The organism is Flavobacterium sp. K77 (assembly GCF_021608205.1).
In the GTDB taxonomy this organism is placed as follows: Bacteria; Bacteroidota; Bacteroidia; order Flavobacteriales; family Flavobacteriaceae; genus Flavobacterium; species Flavobacterium turcicum.
The window spans coordinates 121,370-142,440 of the sequence record NZ_JAKIHO010000002.1 but is presented as its reverse complement, the minus strand read 5'-3'; the positions used below and the strand labels follow the sequence as shown (position 1 = coordinate 142,440).

Genomic DNA, 21,071 nt, shown 5'->3' with positions numbered 1-21,071 from the left:
CGAATTACCATTATATCTCCAAATGCCAAGTGCATTTGGAGATTTTTTTCTGGAAAAATAAAATGATTAAATAGCATCTAAAAACAGTGTTTCTTTGTAAATTTACCCTTCAAAAAATCACAAAAAATGGCGCAATTTTTCTTTAAAGAAAGTCCGTTCAAAACCTTAATTTCTTTTCACAAACTCATTGAAAATTTAGAAGAAATTGCCAACAGCGATGTGGATTATAGAGCCAAATACGCGCAAGCTCTTTTGCAAGAAATTGAACCTTTTCCGGAGTTTAGAACCGGTATCGAAGATTTTGATTTGATTTTTGAAAAATCTGCCTTGATTAAAAACTTATTGGCTGATTTATTCCCAACAGCATTGACGCACAACGAAATTAAAGCTGTTGCCATTCCGTTTCAAAATTTTACTTTTAATTATACCGAACGCTTTAAAAAAATTGTTGACGAAGCTGGTGTTTTGTTTGATATTGCCATAAAAGACTTTGATGCCGATCAATTTTACGTCATGAGTTGTACGCTCATACTTAACGAAATTTACGGTCAGCAGATTGATTTTAACAAACCTTTGTTTTATGAAATTCCGAATAAAAAAGGAATCATGAACCAATACCGAATTTTGTACAATGCTGACTTTTTAGAAATATTACCAACGGATTCAGCTCCTGAAATTACTCCTGAAGACATTGATTTACTGATGGATAATTTTGATAACATCGCTTTGTGGAAAGAAAAATTCCCAGTAGAAAGTTGGATTTTAAAAGGATTTGGTATTGCCATTTTATTCGATGCTACCACTGAAAGTTCGATATCAAAGCTAAAAAGTAATCTTTTGAAACCTGATAAAGAACAAATTGCAATTCAAGAAAATTCTGAGTCAATCTTTAGATCTATTTTTAAAATAGCCGACTTGCGAGTGGGAATCCTTTTGTACAATGCGGAAGAAGATCAATTTATAAAGCCCACCATTAACGACAGTAGCTTGCATAGTTTTATACTAAATGAACAGCAGGAAATAGCTTGTCAAGATGGCTTTTTGGGCTGTTCGTTTGAGAATTTACTATCAAATAATCAAATTGTATCTATTTCTAATGTGTCTAATTTTAGTCAAATAGCAGGAAATGAACAATTAGGACAACACCTATTATCACAAAACATTCAGAGTTGTGTTTTTGCACCTATTGTAAAAAACGGAGTATTACTTGGTGTTCTAGAACTTGTTTCAGCAAATGCGCGCGCATTAAACAGTATCAATGCTAGTAAACTAGATTTGATTTTACCGTATTTAATTGATACTGTAGAACGTTATAATATTGATATGCAAAACCAAATTGAAGCAGTCATTCAACGTGAATACACCGCTATTCATCAAAGTGTGTATTGGAAATTCAGAAAAGAAGCACTCAAATACGTACAATTGCAAACACGCGATTACATTTTTAAAGAAATTGTTTTCAAAGAAGTTTATCCGCTATATGGCCAAATTGACATTAAAGGCTCATCAGAACATCGCAATAAAACAGTAACTGTTGATTTGAAAAACCAAATACAAGCGCTCCTAAACTTGTTTAGCAACGATAATTCTAGTACTAATTTGGTACTCGTTGAACAACGAAAATTTGAACTTCAAACCCTGATTTCCGAACTGGATCAGCCCTTTAAAGCAGATACTGAGCAGCAAATTCAGCATTATATTGAAAATGAGATTCATCCTATTTTAAAAACTACCGAATTTAACGAGGCTACGCAATTTGAAGTCAATAATTATTTTGAAAGTTTAGACGAAAAATCTGGACTATTTTACCACTCCCGAAAAAAGTTTGACAATGCGCTTTCCATCGTTAATAAAAAACTAGCTTCGTTACTGGACGCTAAACAAGCGGAAGCACAAAAGATTTTTCCGCACTACTACGAGCGCTTTAAAACGGATGGCGTAGAACACAATTTATATATTGGTTCCTCTATTGCACCAACCAAAAATTTCGAAAATTTGTATCTGCATAATTTGAGACTATGGCAATTACAAACCTTGTGCGAAATGGTTATGGAGCACAGCCAACTTAAGTTTTCATTACCTTATGAACTGGATGTAACTACTTTGATATTGGTGTTTAGCTCTCCTATTTCTATTCGTTTTCGAATGGACGAAAAGCGTTTTGATGTTGACGGCACCTACAACGCACGCTATGAAGTAGTCAAAAAACGAATTGACAAAGCACACATCAAAAACAAAGAGGAACGCATTACAGGACAGGAAAAAATTACAATTGTGTATTCACACAATAACGAGGAACAAGAATACCTCAACTACATTAAATTTTTACAATTCAAAAAAATACTCGAACCTACAATTGAACAATTTGAAGTAGAAGATTTACAAGGTGTTTCTGGCTTACGTGCCATTCGTGTCAAAGTATGCAACAACATATCGTCTCCTCTTGAGAAACTGTATTCCTACCAAGATTTACTTGACGAAATTCAATAATGTTATGCCATTTTAAAAGCAATGACAAACGCAATTACAGAGACAATAATTCCAATCATGAAAAAATTGTAGGTCAAACGCAAAAGGCGGTATTTTTTTTCGAGCACAACACCTAAATAATACAAATCTTTAATCATTGAATTGTATAAATAATCCTTGTCTTTCATCATCTCGTTCATTGCCCATTGGTACTCTTCGAGTGGCATTTTATAGAAATTCCCAAAGAAAAGCAAATTGACTTTTTGATTCTCAATATCTTGGCGCGAAAAAACACCTTTCGTCACCTTTGGGCGTGTCGATAAAATAGCAAAAATGATAGTGGTGACACTTGACATCAACATGATGAATGTTGGGATCATCAAATGCACATTTTTAGGACTATCTAATTTTGGGATCAAAATAGAAAGCGCGATCGAAATAATAATAGCATTTACAGATAGTAAAATATTGGCTTTACTATCCGCAATCCCGCTCAATGTCGTATGATTGTTGAGCGTGACTCTAAACAAAGTATCAACAGCTCGATCGGGCTTTTCTTCTTTTTTACGATTTTCAGCAACCACTATTTCCTCTTTTGATTTTATTTTCAATTTATCAATTTTCTTTTGCAATCTTTTCTTGTTTTTATCTTTTAAAGGTTGCCAATTTGTAATGGCAAATGTGGTGTAATATTGGTGTTTGTTGGTAAGAAAGTTTAAATTTTCTTTCCACCACTCTGCATCCGAAAATGTTTTTTGATCCAAATTATGCCATTCTGCGCGCAATGCTCCGCAAGAATCTACATATTCTCGTTTTGAAAGATGGTAATAATCGGCATCCTTGATAATTTTTTCTAATTTATTTTGAGGCTCATAGCTATAAACCGTCGTCATAATGAGTTGTGCAACTTGTTCTTGATAAAGAGCGGCATTGGGTTGTGTAGCTAAAAACTCCTTTAAAAACACTACACTACTCTCTTCGTGTTTTAGACAGCCATGGATGTAACCCATATCATGAAACCAAGCAGCAAGAAGCAACATTTCTAGCTCTTTCTCCGTTACACCTTCATGTGCAGCAATAATTTCAACAGCGGCCACAACATCTTTTGTATGACTGATATTATGATAGGTATATGAATTAGAAAGTTTATCTTTGAACTGTTTTTCTACGAATTCTTTGGCTTGTTCTATTAAAATCATGGATGTATTTTTACTCAACTAAATTATGAAATTATTTTCAGTTAGCCGTTTTAAAGCTTTGATTAAACGAGTTCTTTTTTTCAGTGTCCTAATATTCATCATTCAATCGTGTGCTACATATCATGCGCAATATGGCAAAAACAGCAAAAACCCAACTCAAAACGCAGTTGATAGTTCAAAAATTGCCCATACCTTTTTTTTAATTGGCGATGCAGGAAATACCAACGAAAAACAAGCGCAAGAAACGCTACAATTACTTCAAAAACAACTTTCAAAAGCACCTAAAAAAAGTACTTTGCTATTTTTGGGCGATAATATTTATCCAAAAGGCCTACCTGATCATGAATTTACCAATGAACGATTAATTGCCGAGGACAAACTGACCAAACAACTCGATTTGTCTAAAAATTTTAAAGGATCAACGATCTTTATTCCGGGCAATCACGATTGGTACAGTGGTTTAAAAGGATTAGAACGTCAAGCGCAATTTGTTACCAATTACCTAAATAATAAAAAATCTTTTTTACCAAGTAAAAGTTGTGCTATTGAGGATTTAGAACTGAACGACAACCTGACTTTAGTTACCATTGACAGCCAATGGTTTTTAGAAAATTGGGATAAGCATCCTACCATAAACGATGAATGCAGCATCAAAACGCGTGAAGATTTCTTTACCGAACTAGAAAGCATTTTGGTAAAAAATCAAGATAAAACAGTCGTCCTAGCCGTTCACCATCCACTGATGAGCAACGGATCACATGGCGGACAATTTTCATTTCAAAAGCAATTGTTCCCACTTGAAAAGAAAATTCCGTTACCAATAATTGGTTCATTGATTAATTTAATCCGAAAAACATCTGGAATAAGTCCGCAAGATTTACAAAACAAACCGTACGATCTTTTTACAAAAAGAGTAAAAACCTTGCTACAAAGTCACGCAAATGTTATTGTTGTTTCCGGTCACGACCACAATTTACAATACCTCGAAAAAGACAATATCAAACAAATAATTAGCGGCGCTGGCTCTAAATTTGAAGCCGCAAAGGCTGTTTTTCCAAACGATTTTTCATACGGAAAAAATGGTTTTGCCAAGTTGTCTATTTTCGAAAACGGAGCTTCGAAAGTTGCTTTTTTCGGAATCGAAAATCATCAAGAAAAACTTCTTTTCGAAAAACAAATCAGCACAGCTAAGCAGGATTATGATATTAAAAGTTTAGCTGAAAATTTTCCTAAGCAAACAACTACTCAAATATATAACGCCTCGCAAACAAAAAAGTCAAGTTTATACCGTTTTTTCTTTGGTAAACATTACAGAACCTATTATAGCCAACCCATTACTGTACCTACAGCAACCTTAGATTCACTTTTAGGCGGACTTACGCCCAAACGCGCAGGCGGCGGACACCAATCCAACTCCTTGCGTTTACTTGACAGCAACGAACGCGAGTACGTAATGCGCGGCATGAAGAAAAGTACAACACGCTTCCTGCAAGCTGTTGCTTTTAAAAAACAATTCATTCAAGATGAGTTTGAAAATACCTTTGCCGAAAGTTTACTTGCTGACTTTTATACCACTGCACATCCTTACACCCCCTTTGCTGTTGGAAACTTGGCAGAGGCAATTGGAGTAGCGCATACCAATCCAAAATTATTTTATGTCCCGAAGCACGCGGCATTAGGAAATTTTAATGAACAATATGGTGACGAACTATATCTTGTTGAAGAACGACCAACGGACAGCCAACTTGGCGTAAAAAGTTTTGGTTCTCCTACCGCAATTGTAGGTACTGATGATGTTTTAAAGAACTTACGAAAAGACGAAAAATATGCCGTTGATGAAAATGCCTATATCAGAGCGCGTTTGTTTGATATTTTAATTGGTGATTGGGACCGTCACGAAGACCAATGGCGCTGGGGCGAATACCGTGTGGGTGAAAAAATAATTTACAAACCCATTCCTAGGGATCGCGATCAAGCTTTTAGCAAATACGATGGCACTTTGGTATTTGTGTTGATGAATAACGTTCAGTTGCGACACATGCAAACGTTCAAAGACCATTTAAAAAAAGTAAAAATTATGAGCCGCGAGGCCTATCCGCTCGATTTGGCTTTTTTAAAAACTAGTACTTTGGCCAATTGGATGCAAGAAGCTACTTTCATTCAGAACGAATTAACAGATGAAGCTATAGACAAGGCCTTTAATTCTCTACCACAAGAAGTTCAAGACGGCACCATTGAATCTATTAAAGCAAAACTAGGAAAACGTAAAAAACAACTGTTGCTTGCTGCAGAAACCTATTACAAAGTGTTACAGCATACCGTTTTATTGGTTGGTACGGATAAAAAAGATCGATTTGAAATTCGAAAAAACACTAAAAAACAAGTTGAAGTCGCAGTTTTTAGAAAGAAAAAGTCAGGTGATGAACTGCAATACAACAAGCAATTTTCAGACAATACTACCAAAAAAATATGGATTTATGGTCTTGATGATGATGACGAATTTCAAGTTACAGGTACAGCATCGTCTAAAATAAAAATACGTTTAATTGGAGGCCAAAACGAGGATACTTACCAATTAGAAAAAGGCAAAAACATTAAAATTCACGATTTTAAAAGCAAAAACAACAATTATCAAGTTGATGCCGCAACAAGAATGCGCATAACTGATAATTATGAAAGCAATTTATACAACTACAAAAAACCGAATTACAATTACTTTACAGGCTTGCCAAATATTGGTTTTAATCCCGATGACGGTATCAAACTAGGAATTGTAACAGGTTACATCGTGAACGATTACAAACAAAATCCGTACACTCAAAAACATACTTTAAAAACCAATTATTACTTTGCTACAAGTGGTTATGAAGCCATTTACAACGGTAAATTCCCAAAGCTTTTTGGTAAATGGGACGCCGATATTGAAGGACGATTTACAAGTCCGAACTTCTCTATCAACTATTTTGGTTATGGAAACGAGACAACGAATAATGAGGAAGATTTTGGGCGTGATTTCAATAGGGTAAAAATTAGAATCTTAAAGGTCATGCCATCACTTAAAAAAATTGGCTTGTTTGGTGGTACATTTCAATTACAAACCGTTTACGAACGCATTAATGTTGAAGAAACTCCAAACCGTTTTATTGAGAATTCAACTCAAGTGCGACCGGAGGTTTTTACCAATCAGCATTTCGCGGGAGCAATGGTTAAATATAGTTTTGAAAACTATGATGAACCTGCTTTTCCTTCAATGGGAATGGGATTTAGCATTAGCGGAAGCTGGAAAACAAACCTCGAAGATAGCAAGCGTAATTTCCCTACGATTGAAAGCAAACTGAATTTTAATCATAAAATTGATGCCAAAGGAAAGGTTGTACTAGCTACGATTGTAAAAGCCAAACACGTGTTAAACTCTAACTTTGAGTTTTATCAAGCTGCTACTTTGGGCGGAGATTACGATTTGCGTGGTTTTAGAAATGAACGATTTTTAGGAAACCAATCATTTTATCAAAGCAGTGATTTACGTTTTAACATCGGAAAAATTAAACGCAGTATCATCCCGATGAGTTTTGGAGTTTTGGCTGGCTACGATTACGGCCGCGTTTGGCTGAAAGGAGAAGAATCAGACAAATGGCATCAATCAGTTGGTGGTGGTGTATGGTTGAACGGACTCAATGCACTCACGGCCAGACTCACCTACTTTAAAAGCAACGGTGAGCCAGCGCGCATCGCTTTTGGTTTAGGATTTGGATTTTAGGTTTTTCAAACTTGTTTTATAGAGTTTTCCGCCATCTCCGCCCGCTTTTTCATCAGCAATCAAAATCGTTTCATTGTCAATAAATACAGCCGATTCTTTCTGCGAAAAATGACCTAGCTCTAAATTAGATTGTGTTCCGTTTAAAAAATTTCCATTGGAGTAACCCTCCAAAAGAATTAGTTTATCGTGCGTAAGTAAAGCAACTTTTGTTCCGTCAGGACTTATTGTGGCACTTGTTATCGCGCAATGATTGTAATTGTCGCAGGTTTTTAAGGAACCTAACAATACGGCCGCATGAGTTCCAGCTTTGTTCGGCACTTGATACAATAGAGATGTGCCATCAAAATTTTTACTACGGTTTTTGGTAAACAAATAAAAATAACCTTGGTGCTCAAAAAAACCTTCCACATCATACAAAAGTTCTTTCTTGGAAGGTGGAAATTCCTTTTGCTCCGGATAATAAAAAGCAATTTCGTAGGCTGAATTCGTTTCGCCATCCGTTAAAGACGAATGATCTACTTTATAAATCACCAAATCCTTACGTTCATTATCATTATTTCCAAAATCACCGATGTAAATATTGCCCTCTTTATCTTGAGTAATATCTTCCCAATCGGTATTGGTAGCATTGTTAATTTCGCAGGTCTTGGCAATAGACCCATTTTTATCTAAACCATAAATTTCATTTGGGTTTCCACTGTCGGCAAGCGCCCAAAGCATGTCCGCTTTAGCATCATAAGTGATTCCTGAAACTTCCTTTAACTTTTTTGGTAGCTCGTATTGTTCTTGTAATACAGTTGAATCTTGTTGACAGGCTCCAGCAAGAAGTGCTATAATTGGTATCCAATGTTTTTTCATATTCGATTTTTTATTAAACCTATATTTTGGTTGCTATATTTAGGAAACGAAAATTCCTTACATTTTATTTTTAAACAAATTGGTGTTTTTGAAATTCCGAATAATGAATTCAAAAGCAGCCGACATAACAGTTCCCATTGATTTTGCTTTTTTAAAATTCATGTCATTTGTGTAGCGATACAATTCCATTTTGAGCTGTTGCAAATGAGCCTCAGGTGCCAATTTGTCTTCACCCATAATTTCAAGCAAACGATTAATACGGTTTTCGGCCGACAAAATTCGTTTGGCCAAAACGGCACGTTCTTCATCTTTGTATTGCTCAATCGAACTTTCTTGCAATTTGTCTTTTACCAATTTCACCATCGGATAATTTTCCTTGAAAAATTGCGGACGATACACTTTAAAATTGCCTTCGTAACATTGTTGATCAAAATCAATTGCACGAATTTTATACACCACATGATCAAAATCATGTATTGGAACAATCACATAATTATAGGAGCGCATGTCACCTAGCAACCGAATCATGCAACGCTCATTGAATTTTACAAACTCTTTTGCAATTTGTGCTTTTTCAGTTTCAGATCGCTCTTGCAAAAGGGTCTTAATAAAAACATCGCCGGGAATTCCCATAATATGCTCTTCGATAAGAGTATCTTTATAAACTAAAAAATTGATTTTGTCAGGAGATAAAATGTGCTCTAACTCTAAACCATAAATACGCGAAGCATCGGCTTTTTTGACATAAAAATGCGTGTAGTTGTCATTTAGAATATTTCGAACCTTAATTCGAAAAGGTTTTGAATTCCCAAACGTACAATAATCAATAGAGTCAATATTTAAGAACTTGATGATACTCAAATTTCCATCAGAATGTAACAAAGAATAGATTTTTTTTAAATTCAAATCAATTTCTTCGCGCTCAAATTCGCTATAATACACTCTAATCCATAAAGTGTCCTGATCATTTCTATCATACACAGTAACCGAGCCCGAAAAACGCAGCAAATCATCATAAAAAACAGATACTTCAGATAAACGATCAAAGCGTTCAAGGTATTCTAACAGCGCCGGATTGACAGGATACGACGGTTTTTTAAAAACCATAATTGGCTCACTCATATCAAATGGATTTATAACAAATTTACAATAAAACTAAAGATTCGCAGCTGATACATTCATAGAAAATTGACTTTATTGAGGATAATACAGATATAAATCTTTAAAAAAAGTAGATAAAAAATAATTTTTTACTTCAAACTTTACTCAAAAAACAGAACTCAAAACCTAAAGCACTGAAAGGAAAACGATTAGATAAAAATGGCAAAATATCTAACAAAAAATATAACTTTTTATGTTAAAAAAGGAGGTTCCGTGAATATAAATTTTATATTTGGTCGCCCCAAATTAATTTAATACTTTATAACACCTACTAATGACCGATAAGCTTGAGCTCTATTTCAAGGCTGCAGAATCAGCTAAGATTGGCATCTGGAAAATGAATTTAGACACCAATGATATTTTTTGGGATGCGGTGACCAAAAGGATTCTTGAACTTCCGGATGATTTTATCCCTGTTAAAGGCAGTGGCATTCCGTTTTACTCCGAAGGTGAAAATAGAGATCGCATTTGCAATCACATTCGGCGGGCTGTGGAGGAAGGACTATCGTTTAATGATAAATTTCAAATTACAACGGCAAAAAACAATATTCGATACATTGAATGTATTTGCCAAGTAGAATTTAAAGATGGAAAAGCAGCCAATTTACTTGGTACTTTTCAGGATATTACCAATGAACAAAATCTTATCAACGAGCTGCAGCTTAATGTAGAAAAATTTTCATCTATTTTTTCCAGCGCCAATGATGCCATTTTTATCATTAACACTTCAACTGGTTTTATAACTGATTGCAATCCAAGATCTAAAGAACTTACAGGTTATCAATTATCTGAATTAAAAGGACTACACAACTCACAACTTTTTCCAGAAGACGCCCGAAAAGAGGTGCGCTTTTTTTTAAAATATAATTTAGAACGGAACGAATACACCGTTAATGAAACAGTTATAAAAGCCAAATGTGGTGAATTAGTACCTGTAGAAATTGCTTCGGGTAAAAAATTTATTGTAGACAATATTACTTATCTGGTATGCTACATTAGAGATATTAGCGAGCGGAAAAAATCAGAGAAAGAACTTAATTTATTATCACTTGCAGCTTCCGAAACGACGGATACTATTGTTATTGCAAATGAAAAAGGAACAGCTGTCTGGGCCAATCAAGCTTATCTAGATTTAACTGGACTAAGTATGGAGGAAGTAATTGGACAGAAACCTGGATACCGATCAATTGGACCTGAGACCGATCCTAAAACCAGTGAATTGTTACGGCAAGCAGTTAAAAACAAAGAGAGCATCAAAATTACGATCTTGAATTATACCAAACAAGGTGAAAAATATTGGTATGAACTCAATATTACGACCGCATTTGACGCTCAAAATAATTTCATGAATTTTATCGGAGTAGGTCGTAATGTTACTTCGAGAATTGAAAAACAACTGGAATTAAAAAAATTACTTGAAGTTACTAGTAATCAAAATAACAAACTTTTCAACTTCACTCATATCGTTTCGCACAACATTCGTTCCCATACAAGTAATTTGGCGATGGTTGTTGACGTAATTGAAAACACGGATGATGTTAACGAAAAATTATCTTACTTCGACTTGTTTAAGGAAGGCACTGAAAAACTGTCTGAATCGATTGATTATTTGAATGAAATTATTACCATTCAACAAAAAACAAACATTGAGAAAAAAGAAATTCTGTTAAAAGAGCAAATCGAGAAAACTAAAATGGCCTTGCGTCTCGCTATACGCGAAAGCAAAATTATTATTACCGATTCTATTCCCGAAGATTTAACCGTAACGGCTATCCCCGCCTATTTAGACAGTATTCTACTAAATTTATTTACAAACGCTATAAAGTACAAATCAGCTAAACAAACAGCTACTTTGCACATTGAATACGAAAAAGTTGAACCATATATCGTACTCCATTTTAAAGACAATGGACTAGGACTAAACCTAAATAAAAACGGTCATAAAATTTTTGGAATGTACAAAACCTTTCATGGTAATGAAGATGCAAAGGGTATTGGATTGTTTATTACCAAGAATCAATTAGAGGCTATGAATGGCAAAATTGAAGTTGAAAGTATCGAAGGAGAAGGGTCTAATTTTAAAATTTATTTCAATGAAAAATAAATTGACCTATATCATTGACGATGATAAGTTAACGGCTCGATTGATGACCATTTTAATTACCAAAAATAATTTTTGCGAAAAAATAGAATCGTTTCCAAATGCACAAAGTGCCATTGATGTATTGCGCGAAAATGTTCGAAATCAAGCGGAGTTACCCGATGCTATTTTGTTAGATTTAAACATGCCTATGATGGATGGCTGGCAATTTTTGGATGAATTTATGTTACTACCTTTTCTCAAAGACATTCATGTATTTATCATGACCTCATCTATCGATCCTGCAGATATTGAAAAATCAAAAAAATATGCTGTGGTGAAATACTATATCGACAAACCCATTACCATTCAAAAACTGCAATACATGCATCAAATTATTGAAGGAACAAATTAAAGCTGCAATTTAGTAACAAAAAAGGTACTATTTCGTCCTACTTTAAAACTAAACAACGAAACCTTTGAAACCTATCCTTACTATTGAAAACCTCAACAAGCGTTACGGCTCCGTTCAAGCACTAAACAATGTTTCCTTTACCATTCAAAAAGGTAATGTATACGGAATTCTTGGTCCGAACGGAAGCGGAAAATCAACAACACTAGGTATTGTACTAAATGTGGTCAACAAAACTTCAGGCCAATACAGTTGGTTTGGTGGAAGCATGGCTACGCATGATGCCTTAAAAAAAGTAGGTGCCATTATTGAAAGACCTAACTTTTACCCCTACATGACAGCACAAGAAAACTTAGAACTTGTGTGCAAAATTAAAGGTATAAACTACGCCAAAGTTCATGAAAAGCTGGAACTTGTTGGATTACTAGAGCGTAAAAATAGTAAATTCAACACCTTTTCATTAGGGATGAAACAGCGATTGGCAATAGCTTCGGCTTTGTTGAACGATCCCGAAATTTTAATTTTAGACGAACCTACAAACGGTCTCGATCCTCAAGGAATACATCAAATTCGAGACATTATAAAAGTAATTGCTGCGCAAGGAACCACAATTTTACTTGCCTCACACCTACTTGACGAGGTCGAAAAAGTATGCACACATGTCGTTGTGTTAAGAAAGGGCGTGATTTTATATACTGGTTTAGTAGATGGAATGGCTGCAAACGAAGGCTTTTTTGAACTGCAAGCAGCAAATAACGAACAATTGCAAAATGCACTTGAACAGCATCCCGCAGTACAAAAATGTAATATTGAAAATGAAAAAGTTTTGGTCTATCTAAAAGAGCCACTTGAAGCCAAAGATTTGAATCAATTTCTGTTTGAACGCCAAATAGTATTACAGCATTTGGTAAAAAGAAAAAACAGTCTCGAAGAGCAATTTTTGACGCTTACTGGTCAAAAATAACAACATCTTTCCAAATCAAGGTGGAGCATCTGCCTGAGCCAAACAATTAATTTCGTTTTAAAACTACAATCCATGAAGAGACTTCTTACTATCGAACTACAAAAAATATGGAAAAATAAAGCCAGTAGAGTATTAACCCTAACTTACTTTATCTTACTCACTTTTATAGCCCTTATCGCTTCTATCAAATTTGACGTCGGTATTTTCAAATTCCATTTAGCCGAAATGGGCATTTTTAATTTTCCTTTTATTTGGCATTTTAACACTTATATAGCTGCGATTTTAAAATTATTCTTAGCGATAGTAATCGTATCAATGATGGCCAACGAATACAGCTATGGTACACTGAAACAAAATTTAATTGACGGAATGAGTAAAAAAGAATTCATTCAATCTAAGTTTTTAACGGTGCTATTATTCGCCACTTTATCAACTCTTTTTATTTTTATACTTTCATTAATTTTAGGATTTAGCTTTTCGTCCTATACTGAATTTGGAATTGTATTCTCTGATTTAGAGTATCTTTTAGCTTATTTTGTAAAATTAATTGGATTTTTCTCCTTCTGTTTATTCCTTGGAATCTTAGTAAAACGCTCTGCTTTTGCGCTTGGTTTTTTGTTTGTTTGGAATATTATTGAAGGTGTTATCATCGGTATTTTAACCTTTAAAATTTTCCCTCAAAGCGATACCGCTGCAAAAATTACGCAATTTTTACCCTTACAATCAATGTCTAATCTGATTGTTATGCCTTTTACACGATTATCGGTTGTTAAAAATTTAGGTAATCAAATAGGAGTTGAAAACACTAATAGTTATGCTGTTGAACCAAGCGCAATAGTAATAGTATTGGCTTGGACTCTGATTTTTATATACTCTTCTTATCGATTGTTAGAAAAAAGAGATTTGTAGTACCTTTACGGGATGAAAAATCCGGTTTTCAAATTTACATTATATACATTAATTGCTTGTGCTAGTTGGTTTTCGAAGGCACAAGCAATTCGTGTTGATGACACTTTTACAGCCAACCAATTAGTTCAAAATGTACTCACAAACAGTTCGTGCATTGCAACTCAAAATGCTAATGCTACGGGTGATGATTTTTCAGGAAGCAAAAAAAGTTATGCCTATTTTAATGCCAATGGGAGTAACTTTCCGTTCAAAGAAGGAGTAATTCTAAGCACATCAAGCAGTCAAAATGCGGCTGGCCCTTACACCAATAGTGAAGGTGAAGGAGATTTACGATGGTTAGGTGACCGAGATTTACAAATAGCTTTAGGCAGGAACAATACCATAAATGCCACAGTGCTCGAATTCGATTTTACCGCCTTAACCAATACCATTAGCTTTAATTATTTGTTTGCTTCAAACGAATATCAATTGTATTTTCCTTGTGAATTTTCAGATGGTTTTGCTTTTTTAATCAAAGAAGTAGGTAGCACGGAGCCTTACCGAAATATTGCCACCATTCCAAATACAACTATTCCAGTTTCATCAACCAATATCAGACCTTTTACTCCCGCTTTTAACAATGGAATCATATCTAAACCGAGTTGCGAGGCAATGAATCAGCAGTTTTTTGCCGGTTTTAACACTACCTCAAGCCCGATTAATTATAGTGCCCAAACCGTTATTTTAAATGCAAAAACAACAGTAGTTGCAGGAAGAAATTATCATATAAAATTAGTGATAGCCGATGATTCAAATGAATTATTCGATTCGGCAGTGTTTATAGAGGCGGGAAGTTTTCAACCGCAAATCGATTTAGGACCTGAACAAACTGTTTGTAATGGGGAATCAATAGTTTTAGATACTGGCTTTAGCAATACTAATTATCAATACCAATGGTTTAAAGATGGATCAACTGTACCTATTGCAGGTGCCAACAACCCAACTTTCCAGGCTACTGATGCGGGAGAATATACTGCAAAAGTAACGCTCAACGGCTCTAGAATTACTGCTTGTGCAGCAACAGGCAATACAAAAATCACCTATAAACCAACCCTGCGCACCACATTAATGCAGTGCGGAGATAGCACCAATCAAGCATTTTTTGATTTATCAAGCGCTTCTAATGATTTAAGAATTTCAGAAAGTAGTATCATGACCTTTTATGAAACCTTTGCTGATTATCAACAAAAGCGAAATCCTATAACTAATTTAAAAAATTATTACTCGTCAACAACAATTATTCACGCCAGTATTGCAAGCCCACAAGGTAGTTGCCAGGACTATGCTGCAGTGCAACTCACTGTTTTAGCACTAGACTCAAACTTGCCAACCATAATCTTGTGCGATAATGATGCGATTCAAGATAGTATTATGACTTTTGATCCCGAAAAAGTATTGAGTCCAAAAATTTCTCCTAGTACGGTAGTTGCGACAAGCAAACTAACATATTATTACAATCAAGAAGATGCTGCTATGAAACGTAATCAGCTCAACAATAATTTCACCACAACCACTAATCCGCAAATTCTTTATGTTCGTGTAGAAAACAATGCTAATTGTTCGGGCATTTACCAAATTGCAGTTGCAATTCAACCGTACACAAATGCATCAAGTAATCTTATAGAAACTATTATGGTTAGTGATTTTTCTAATAATAATACTGCTAAAATCAACACCATCCCATCGGGTAATTATGAGTATTCTATTGATGGAATTACTTTTCAAAGTAGCGCTACTTTTTCAAGTTTATCAGCGGGTAAGTACGTTGCCTATGTCCGAGATATAGAAAATTGTACAATCGATTCTCGTCAATTTTTAGTTTTAGATTATCCTAAATTTTTCACTCCAAACGGCGATGGTTTTAATGATACTTGGTTCATTAAAAACCTTGATTTATACCCAAAAGCTAATCTTTCAATTTTTGATCGCTACGGAAAATTACTCCGCGAAGTTTCAGGGATTAATGCTACTTGGAACGGAATTTATAATGGCCAACTTTTACCAGCAACTGATTACTGGTTTCGATTGGTTTTAGATCAAGACAACATCATAAAAGGGCATTTTTCTTTGAAAAGATAAATTTTTATTTGCTATTTTTAGCGCATGAAAAAAACATTACTCGCTCTCTTTCTGTTACTTTCGGTTGCTACATTTGCACAATTTAGTAAAACACATTACATACCGCCCTTGTCAGGCTCAGATTTAATTGCTGCTCAAGATCAGTTTCTATATATCTCTACACCAAGTACAACTCCCGTTAAAGTAAAAATTAACGCTATTGGCGCTGGTACTACTGAAATCACCGTATCTAAAAATGCTCCAATTGCTTATAATGTGGGGTTTGGTACGGATACCCAGCTACATGCCAGCCCAAGTTTACTCAATATGCCACTATCAAATAAGGGTTTTATTATTGAGGCCGAAAGTTTGATTTATGTTGCGGCAAGAGTATTAGCAGGCGGAAATAATCAAGCGGGTTCACTCGTATCTAAAGGACTTTCTGCTATTGGACAAGAATTTAGAGTTGGTGCATATGTTAATACTAGAACAACCAATAATGCAGCTTTCCGCTACACTTTTATATCTGTATTAGCTACAGAGAACAATACTGTAGTAGAATTCGATGATATTAAAGAAGGGGTAACTTTAGTAGGAAATCCAACCGTAGGCAGCACACCGCCTAGTGTAACCCTAAATAGAGGTCAAAGTTATATCATAGCAACCGAAGACACTAGTTTAGCCAACAAAGATGGTCTAATAGGTGCCTTAGTTAAAGCAGACAAACCCATAGTAATGAACTGCGGATCTTTTGGAGGAACTAATGGAGAGGTAAATGGAAATCTAGATTTAGGTTTTGATCAAATTGTACCAGCATCTATAGTAGGACAACAATATATTTTTGTCCGTGGTCCTGGGCTGAATGTTACAGAGCGTCCACTTTTGGTTATACATGAAAATAACACAGATATATATTTAAACGATAGTACCACTCCTTTTAATACCACACCATTAAATGCTGGTCAATATGTTATTCTTGATGGTACAAACTATTCTGCCAATGGTAGCTTATATGTTCGAGCTACCAAAAAAGTTTTTGCATACCAAAGCGTAGGGGGTTCAACACAAGCTAATCAAGAACTTTTCTTTGTACCAGCTATAAATTGTTCTACTCCCAATATTGTAGATAATATTCCTTTAATTGAAGAGATTGGATCGAGAACTTTCACTACAAATAGTGGCTTAAACATTGTTACTGAAAAAGGGGCAACCATTGAAATTGCGATCAACGGAATTCGTCAGCCAATTGGCGTTGCACCCCGAGACGTGGTTGGTAACCCTGGCTTCGAAACGTATTCTTTATTTGGCTTAACTGGCAACATAGGCGTTTTTTCGACAAAACAAGTATATGTTTCGTATTTTGGTTCTAATAGTGCAGCTACTTACGGAGGTTACTACTCAGGCTTTGATATTAAACCCGAAGTTATTAGTGAGGGAATTACTGCGACTGGATCTAGTTGTATTCCAAACGTAACACTCCGCGTGAGTTCGCTTTCCTCTTATGATTCATTTGAATGGTTTTTCAATAATACGCCAATTCCAAATTCAAATTTCAATTTCTATAGGCCAACACAACCAGGTTATTACCAAGTAAAAGGTAGTATTTCAGGGTGTTCATCACCACCAGTTTTATCTGATTTAATACCAGTTAGCGCATGTACCACTGACATGGACAATGATGGTACAAACGACAATATTGATATTGACAACGATCAAGACGGCATTACAAATTGTACGGAGTCCTACGGAAACATTAGTATTGATACTAGCAATCCATTAAGTGGATCTATAGCTACTGGTAATTACTCCAACTCTTTTACAGCGTCTACTAACACATCATCAACTTCAAGTTTAACGCCATTTACAGGGAAAAATGATGGAAGTTTTGTCTCTGAGGTACCTGCTGGAAAAGGAAATTTTGTAACCTATATTACTAACTTTAATAAACCAATGACAGTTGGTATTAGGTATGTAAAAACGGCAAATAGTTCTGATTTAATGAACGCCGATGCGGAATACATAATTAACTCAGAAGTAAATAAAAACATTACAGTTTTAAACCCTACAGATCAACTTTTGATTGACACAAATTATGATGGTATTTATGAAAGTGGTGTCACTGAATTTTCGTCTTTCGAAATTCGATTTCGTCTAAAGAGCAATACACCTTTAGCAGCAGGTACTGGTACTTTTCAGTTCTTAACTTACTTAGCCAATTCAATCAAATTCACCCACAAAAATCTGTCTGAAAGCAGTACAAATAAATCTACATTTGAATTATTTGCCGTTTGTGTTCCAAAAGATTCAGATGGCGATGGTACAGCGGATCAATTGGATGTTGATAGCGACAACGATGGTATTTCAGATGTAATCGAGGCACAAAGCAATACTTTCAAACCTATTGCCAATACTGATATCAATAAAAATGGTTTAGATAATGCTTTTGAACCAGGTTTTACTCCTTTTGATAAGGATCAAGATGGTATTCCTGATTATTTAGATTTAGACAGTGATAATGACGGAATTCTTGATGCTGTAGAAACTGGAAACGACCTAGATGCTGATGGTGTCCGCAATTTTAGAGATTTAGATAGCGATAATGATTTATGTACCGATGTTATTGAAGCAGGCTTCATTGATTCAAATAATGACGGTTTACTTGGTGGTACGCCTATTTTGGTAGACCCAAATGGTATAGTTACAAGCGGAACTGGATATACATCTCCAAATGCAAACTATTTGATTGCTGCGCCAATTATTATTAACACTCAACCATCAAACACTGTTGTTTGCGACCAACAAGATGCTTCTTTTACTATCGATGCAATTGCAATTTCTACGTATCAATGGGAAGAATCTATAGATGGTGTAAATTGGACAACACTTACAAACAATGCTATTTACTCAGGTGTAACAACCGCTACGATTACTATTAACAAAGTAACAAATAGTATGAATAACAATAAATACAGAGTGTTTTTAAACAGAAATGGAAACTCTTGCGGATTGTATTCTGCTACTGCAAGTTTAGTTGTAAATGCTTTACCTACAATCACAAATGCAATCACAATAGTGCAATGTGATGACGATACCGATGGAATCTCAACGTTTAACTTAACACAAAAAAACAATCAAATTTCAACTAATGCTGCAAATGAGGTTTTTACTTATTACACAAATGCAACAGCAGCAGCATCTAAAAATAATGCCTTTTTAATTACAAATCCAATTGCTTACACTACGACAAACACAACAGTTTATGCAAGAGTAGAAAATGCAAACGGTTGCTTTAGAGTTTCAACAATGACTTTAGAAGTTTCGGTAACACAAATTCCGAGTTCATTTAAAATCGACGATTTTGTACAGTGTGATGATTATGTTGATGCCACCAACAACGATAAAGATGGAATTGCAACATTTAACTTTAGTTCTGCTACAGCAAAAATTGTAAACGTCCTGCCACCTGGAGGCAATTACACTATAAAATACTATAAAAACGAAGCCGATTTTTTTGCAGAAACTGACACAAACGGAAATTCATTAGAAATTCCTGCTGCTTCAATTTCAAATTATAGAAATAGTGGTTATCCAAATAATCAAACTATCTGGGCACGAGTTGACAGCACAATTGCGAATGACTGTTATGGTTTTACGACTTTTAACTTAGTTGTAGAAGCGCTACCAACTCTAAATGCTGTTGGAACAAATAACATGATTAGAGCTTGTGACGACGACCAAGATGGCTTTTTAGTTTTTGACACCTCTACGTTAGAAACTGATCTTTTACAAGGCCAAACCAATGTAACGGTTTCGTATTTTGATGCAAATGGTAATACATTACCTAGCCCTTTTCCGGCAACATTTAGAACTCCAACACAAACCATTCGCGCAGTTGTTACCAACAATACAGCTACTAAATGTGAAGATGAAACTACAATTTCTTTTGTAGTTGACAAACTTCCACAAGCTTTTACCGTGCCATCTGCAGTAACAACAGCATGTGATGACGAAGTAAACCCATTGTTGCAAGACGGGCAGTTTGCATTTAACACAAGTGGGATTGATCAAATCATTAGAGGAAATCAAACAGATATAACGTTAACCTATCTAGATCAAAATGGAGTAGCATTAACTAGTCCATTGCCGAATCCTTTTATTACAAAATCACAAGAAATCACAGTAGTAGTTACTAACAATCAAAACACGACTTGTACAGCCACTACTATATTGCGTTTTGTTGTAAATCCGCTACCACCAATCGACCTAAATTCAGATGGTGCAGATGATCAGCTTGTATGCTCAAACATCCCTACATTTATGGTAGAACTTAATGCGGGATTACAAAATGGTTCATCAACTACTGATTATAATTACAAATGGTTTAAAGATAATGTACTCCTACCATTAGAGACTAATTATACTATAAAAGTAAATACAGCGGGAACTTATAGTGTAGATGTTGGTACTGCTCAAGGATGCTCTAGAACGAGGATTATCAAAGTAACCGCTTCAGACATTGCAACAATAAACAACATCGAAATCGAAGATCTTACGGATATAAGTACTGTAATCATTAAAGTAAGCGGCTCAGGTGATTATCAATACAGCATTGATGATAGCGAAAGTCTTTTCCAGGACAGTAATGAGTTTACCAATATTCCGCCTGGTATTCATGAAGTATATGTAAGAGACAAAAATGGCTGTGGTATAGTTAGAAAAATAATTGCAATAACTGGAGTGCCAAAGTATTTTACTCCAAATGGTGATGGATATAATGATTACTGGAATGTGAAAGGAATCAATAGTGAATTTAATCCCAACACAATCATTTATATTTTTGACCGCTACGGCAAATTAATCAAACAAGTAATTCCTACAAGTCAAGGATGGGATGGAACTTTTGCAGGACAACCTATGCCATCTGATGATTATTGGTACACTGTAAAACTACAAGACGGTCGCGAGATAAAAGGACATTTTACTCTTAAACGTTAATTACTGCAACCTAAACTAAATAAAAAGTTCAAAGTCTATTTATAGATTTTGGACTTTTTTGCTTTAGTAATTTCTGTTCCAATCAATCTAATTAATTAAAAGTAATTGGCAAACATACTACATAAAGTAGCTCTGTTTTTCGAATGAATTTTTCCCAAACAAACTTCAAC

Annotated in this window: 11 protein-coding genes; 8 read left to right on the top strand and 3 right to left on the bottom strand. The window is 35.0% G+C overall.

Going from position 1 to position 21,071, the window contains the following annotated elements:
- The first annotated feature begins 126 nt into the window (after positions 1-126).
- Positions 127-2,490 (top strand): GAF domain-containing protein, encoded by a 2,364-nt coding sequence (locus L1S34_RS06265; RefSeq protein WP_236363288.1) that lies wholly within the window; start codon positions 127-129, stop codon positions 2,488-2,490.
- A gap of 2 nt (positions 2,491-2,492) precedes the next feature.
- Here the strand turns inward: L1S34_RS06265 and L1S34_RS06260 are convergent, their stop codons facing one another.
- Positions 2,493-3,668 carry a Pycsar system effector family protein gene (locus tag L1S34_RS06260; RefSeq protein WP_236363287.1) on the bottom strand — a complete coding sequence of 392 codons (1,176 nt, stop codon included), beginning with the start codon at positions 3,666-3,668 and terminating at the stop codon, positions 2,493-2,495.
- Positions 3,669-3,693: 25 nt separating this feature from the next.
- Between L1S34_RS06260 and L1S34_RS06255 the strand changes: the two genes are divergently transcribed.
- Positions 3,694-7,425 carry a metallophosphoesterase gene (locus L1S34_RS06255; RefSeq protein WP_236363286.1) on the top strand — a complete coding sequence of 1,244 codons (3,732 nt, stop codon included), beginning with the start codon at positions 3,694-3,696 and terminating at the stop codon, positions 7,423-7,425.
- On the opposite strand, the gene L1S34_RS06250 is transcribed toward L1S34_RS06255, so the two are convergent.
- Positions 7,408-8,283, bottom strand: coding sequence for an SdiA-regulated domain-containing protein (locus L1S34_RS06250; RefSeq protein WP_236363285.1), 876 nt, complete (start codon positions 8,281-8,283; stop codon positions 7,408-7,410). The genes L1S34_RS06255 and L1S34_RS06250 overlap by 18 nt on opposite strands.
- 57 nt (positions 8,284-8,340) lie before the next feature.
- Complete coding sequence (locus L1S34_RS06245; RefSeq protein WP_236363284.1) at positions 8,341-9,405, bottom strand: hypothetical protein; 1,065 nt, start codon at positions 9,403-9,405, stop codon at positions 8,341-8,343.
- 313 nt (positions 9,406-9,718) lie between these two features.
- Here L1S34_RS06245 and L1S34_RS06240 point away from each other — a divergent pair, with 313 nt between their 5' ends.
- The 6 genes from L1S34_RS06240 to L1S34_RS06215 all read left to right on the top strand — a co-directional run bounded on the left by L1S34_RS06240 (position 9,719) and on the right by L1S34_RS06215 (position 20,901).
- A complete protein-coding gene (locus tag L1S34_RS06240; RefSeq protein WP_236363283.1) occupies positions 9,719-11,548 on the top strand; it encodes a sensor histidine kinase in 1,830 nt (609 codons plus the stop codon).
- Entirely contained in the window at positions 11,538-11,939 is a 402-nt protein-coding gene (locus tag L1S34_RS06235) for a response regulator (protein ID WP_236363282.1), read from the top strand. Before L1S34_RS06240 ends, L1S34_RS06235 begins: the two co-directional genes overlap by 11 nt.
- A gap of 64 nt (positions 11,940-12,003) precedes the next feature.
- Positions 12,004-12,900, top strand: coding sequence for an ABC transporter ATP-binding protein (locus L1S34_RS06230; protein WP_236363281.1), 897 nt, complete (start codon positions 12,004-12,006; stop codon positions 12,898-12,900).
- Between the two features lie 72 nt (positions 12,901-12,972).
- On the top strand, positions 12,973-13,809 hold the full coding sequence (locus tag L1S34_RS06225; protein ID WP_236363280.1) for an ABC transporter permease: 837 nt from the start codon (positions 12,973-12,975) through the stop codon (positions 13,807-13,809).
- Between the two features lie 12 nt (positions 13,810-13,821).
- On the top strand, positions 13,822-15,927 hold the full coding sequence (locus tag L1S34_RS06220; protein ID WP_236363279.1) for a choice-of-anchor L domain-containing protein: 2,106 nt from the start codon (positions 13,822-13,824) through the stop codon (positions 15,925-15,927).
- Between the two features lie 24 nt (positions 15,928-15,951).
- The gene (locus L1S34_RS06215) at positions 15,952-20,901 is read left to right on the top strand and encodes a T9SS type B sorting domain-containing protein (RefSeq protein ID WP_236363278.1); all 4,950 of its coding nucleotides are present in this window, start codon (positions 15,952-15,954) and stop codon (positions 20,899-20,901) included.
- Positions 20,902-21,071: the final 170 nt, after the last annotated feature.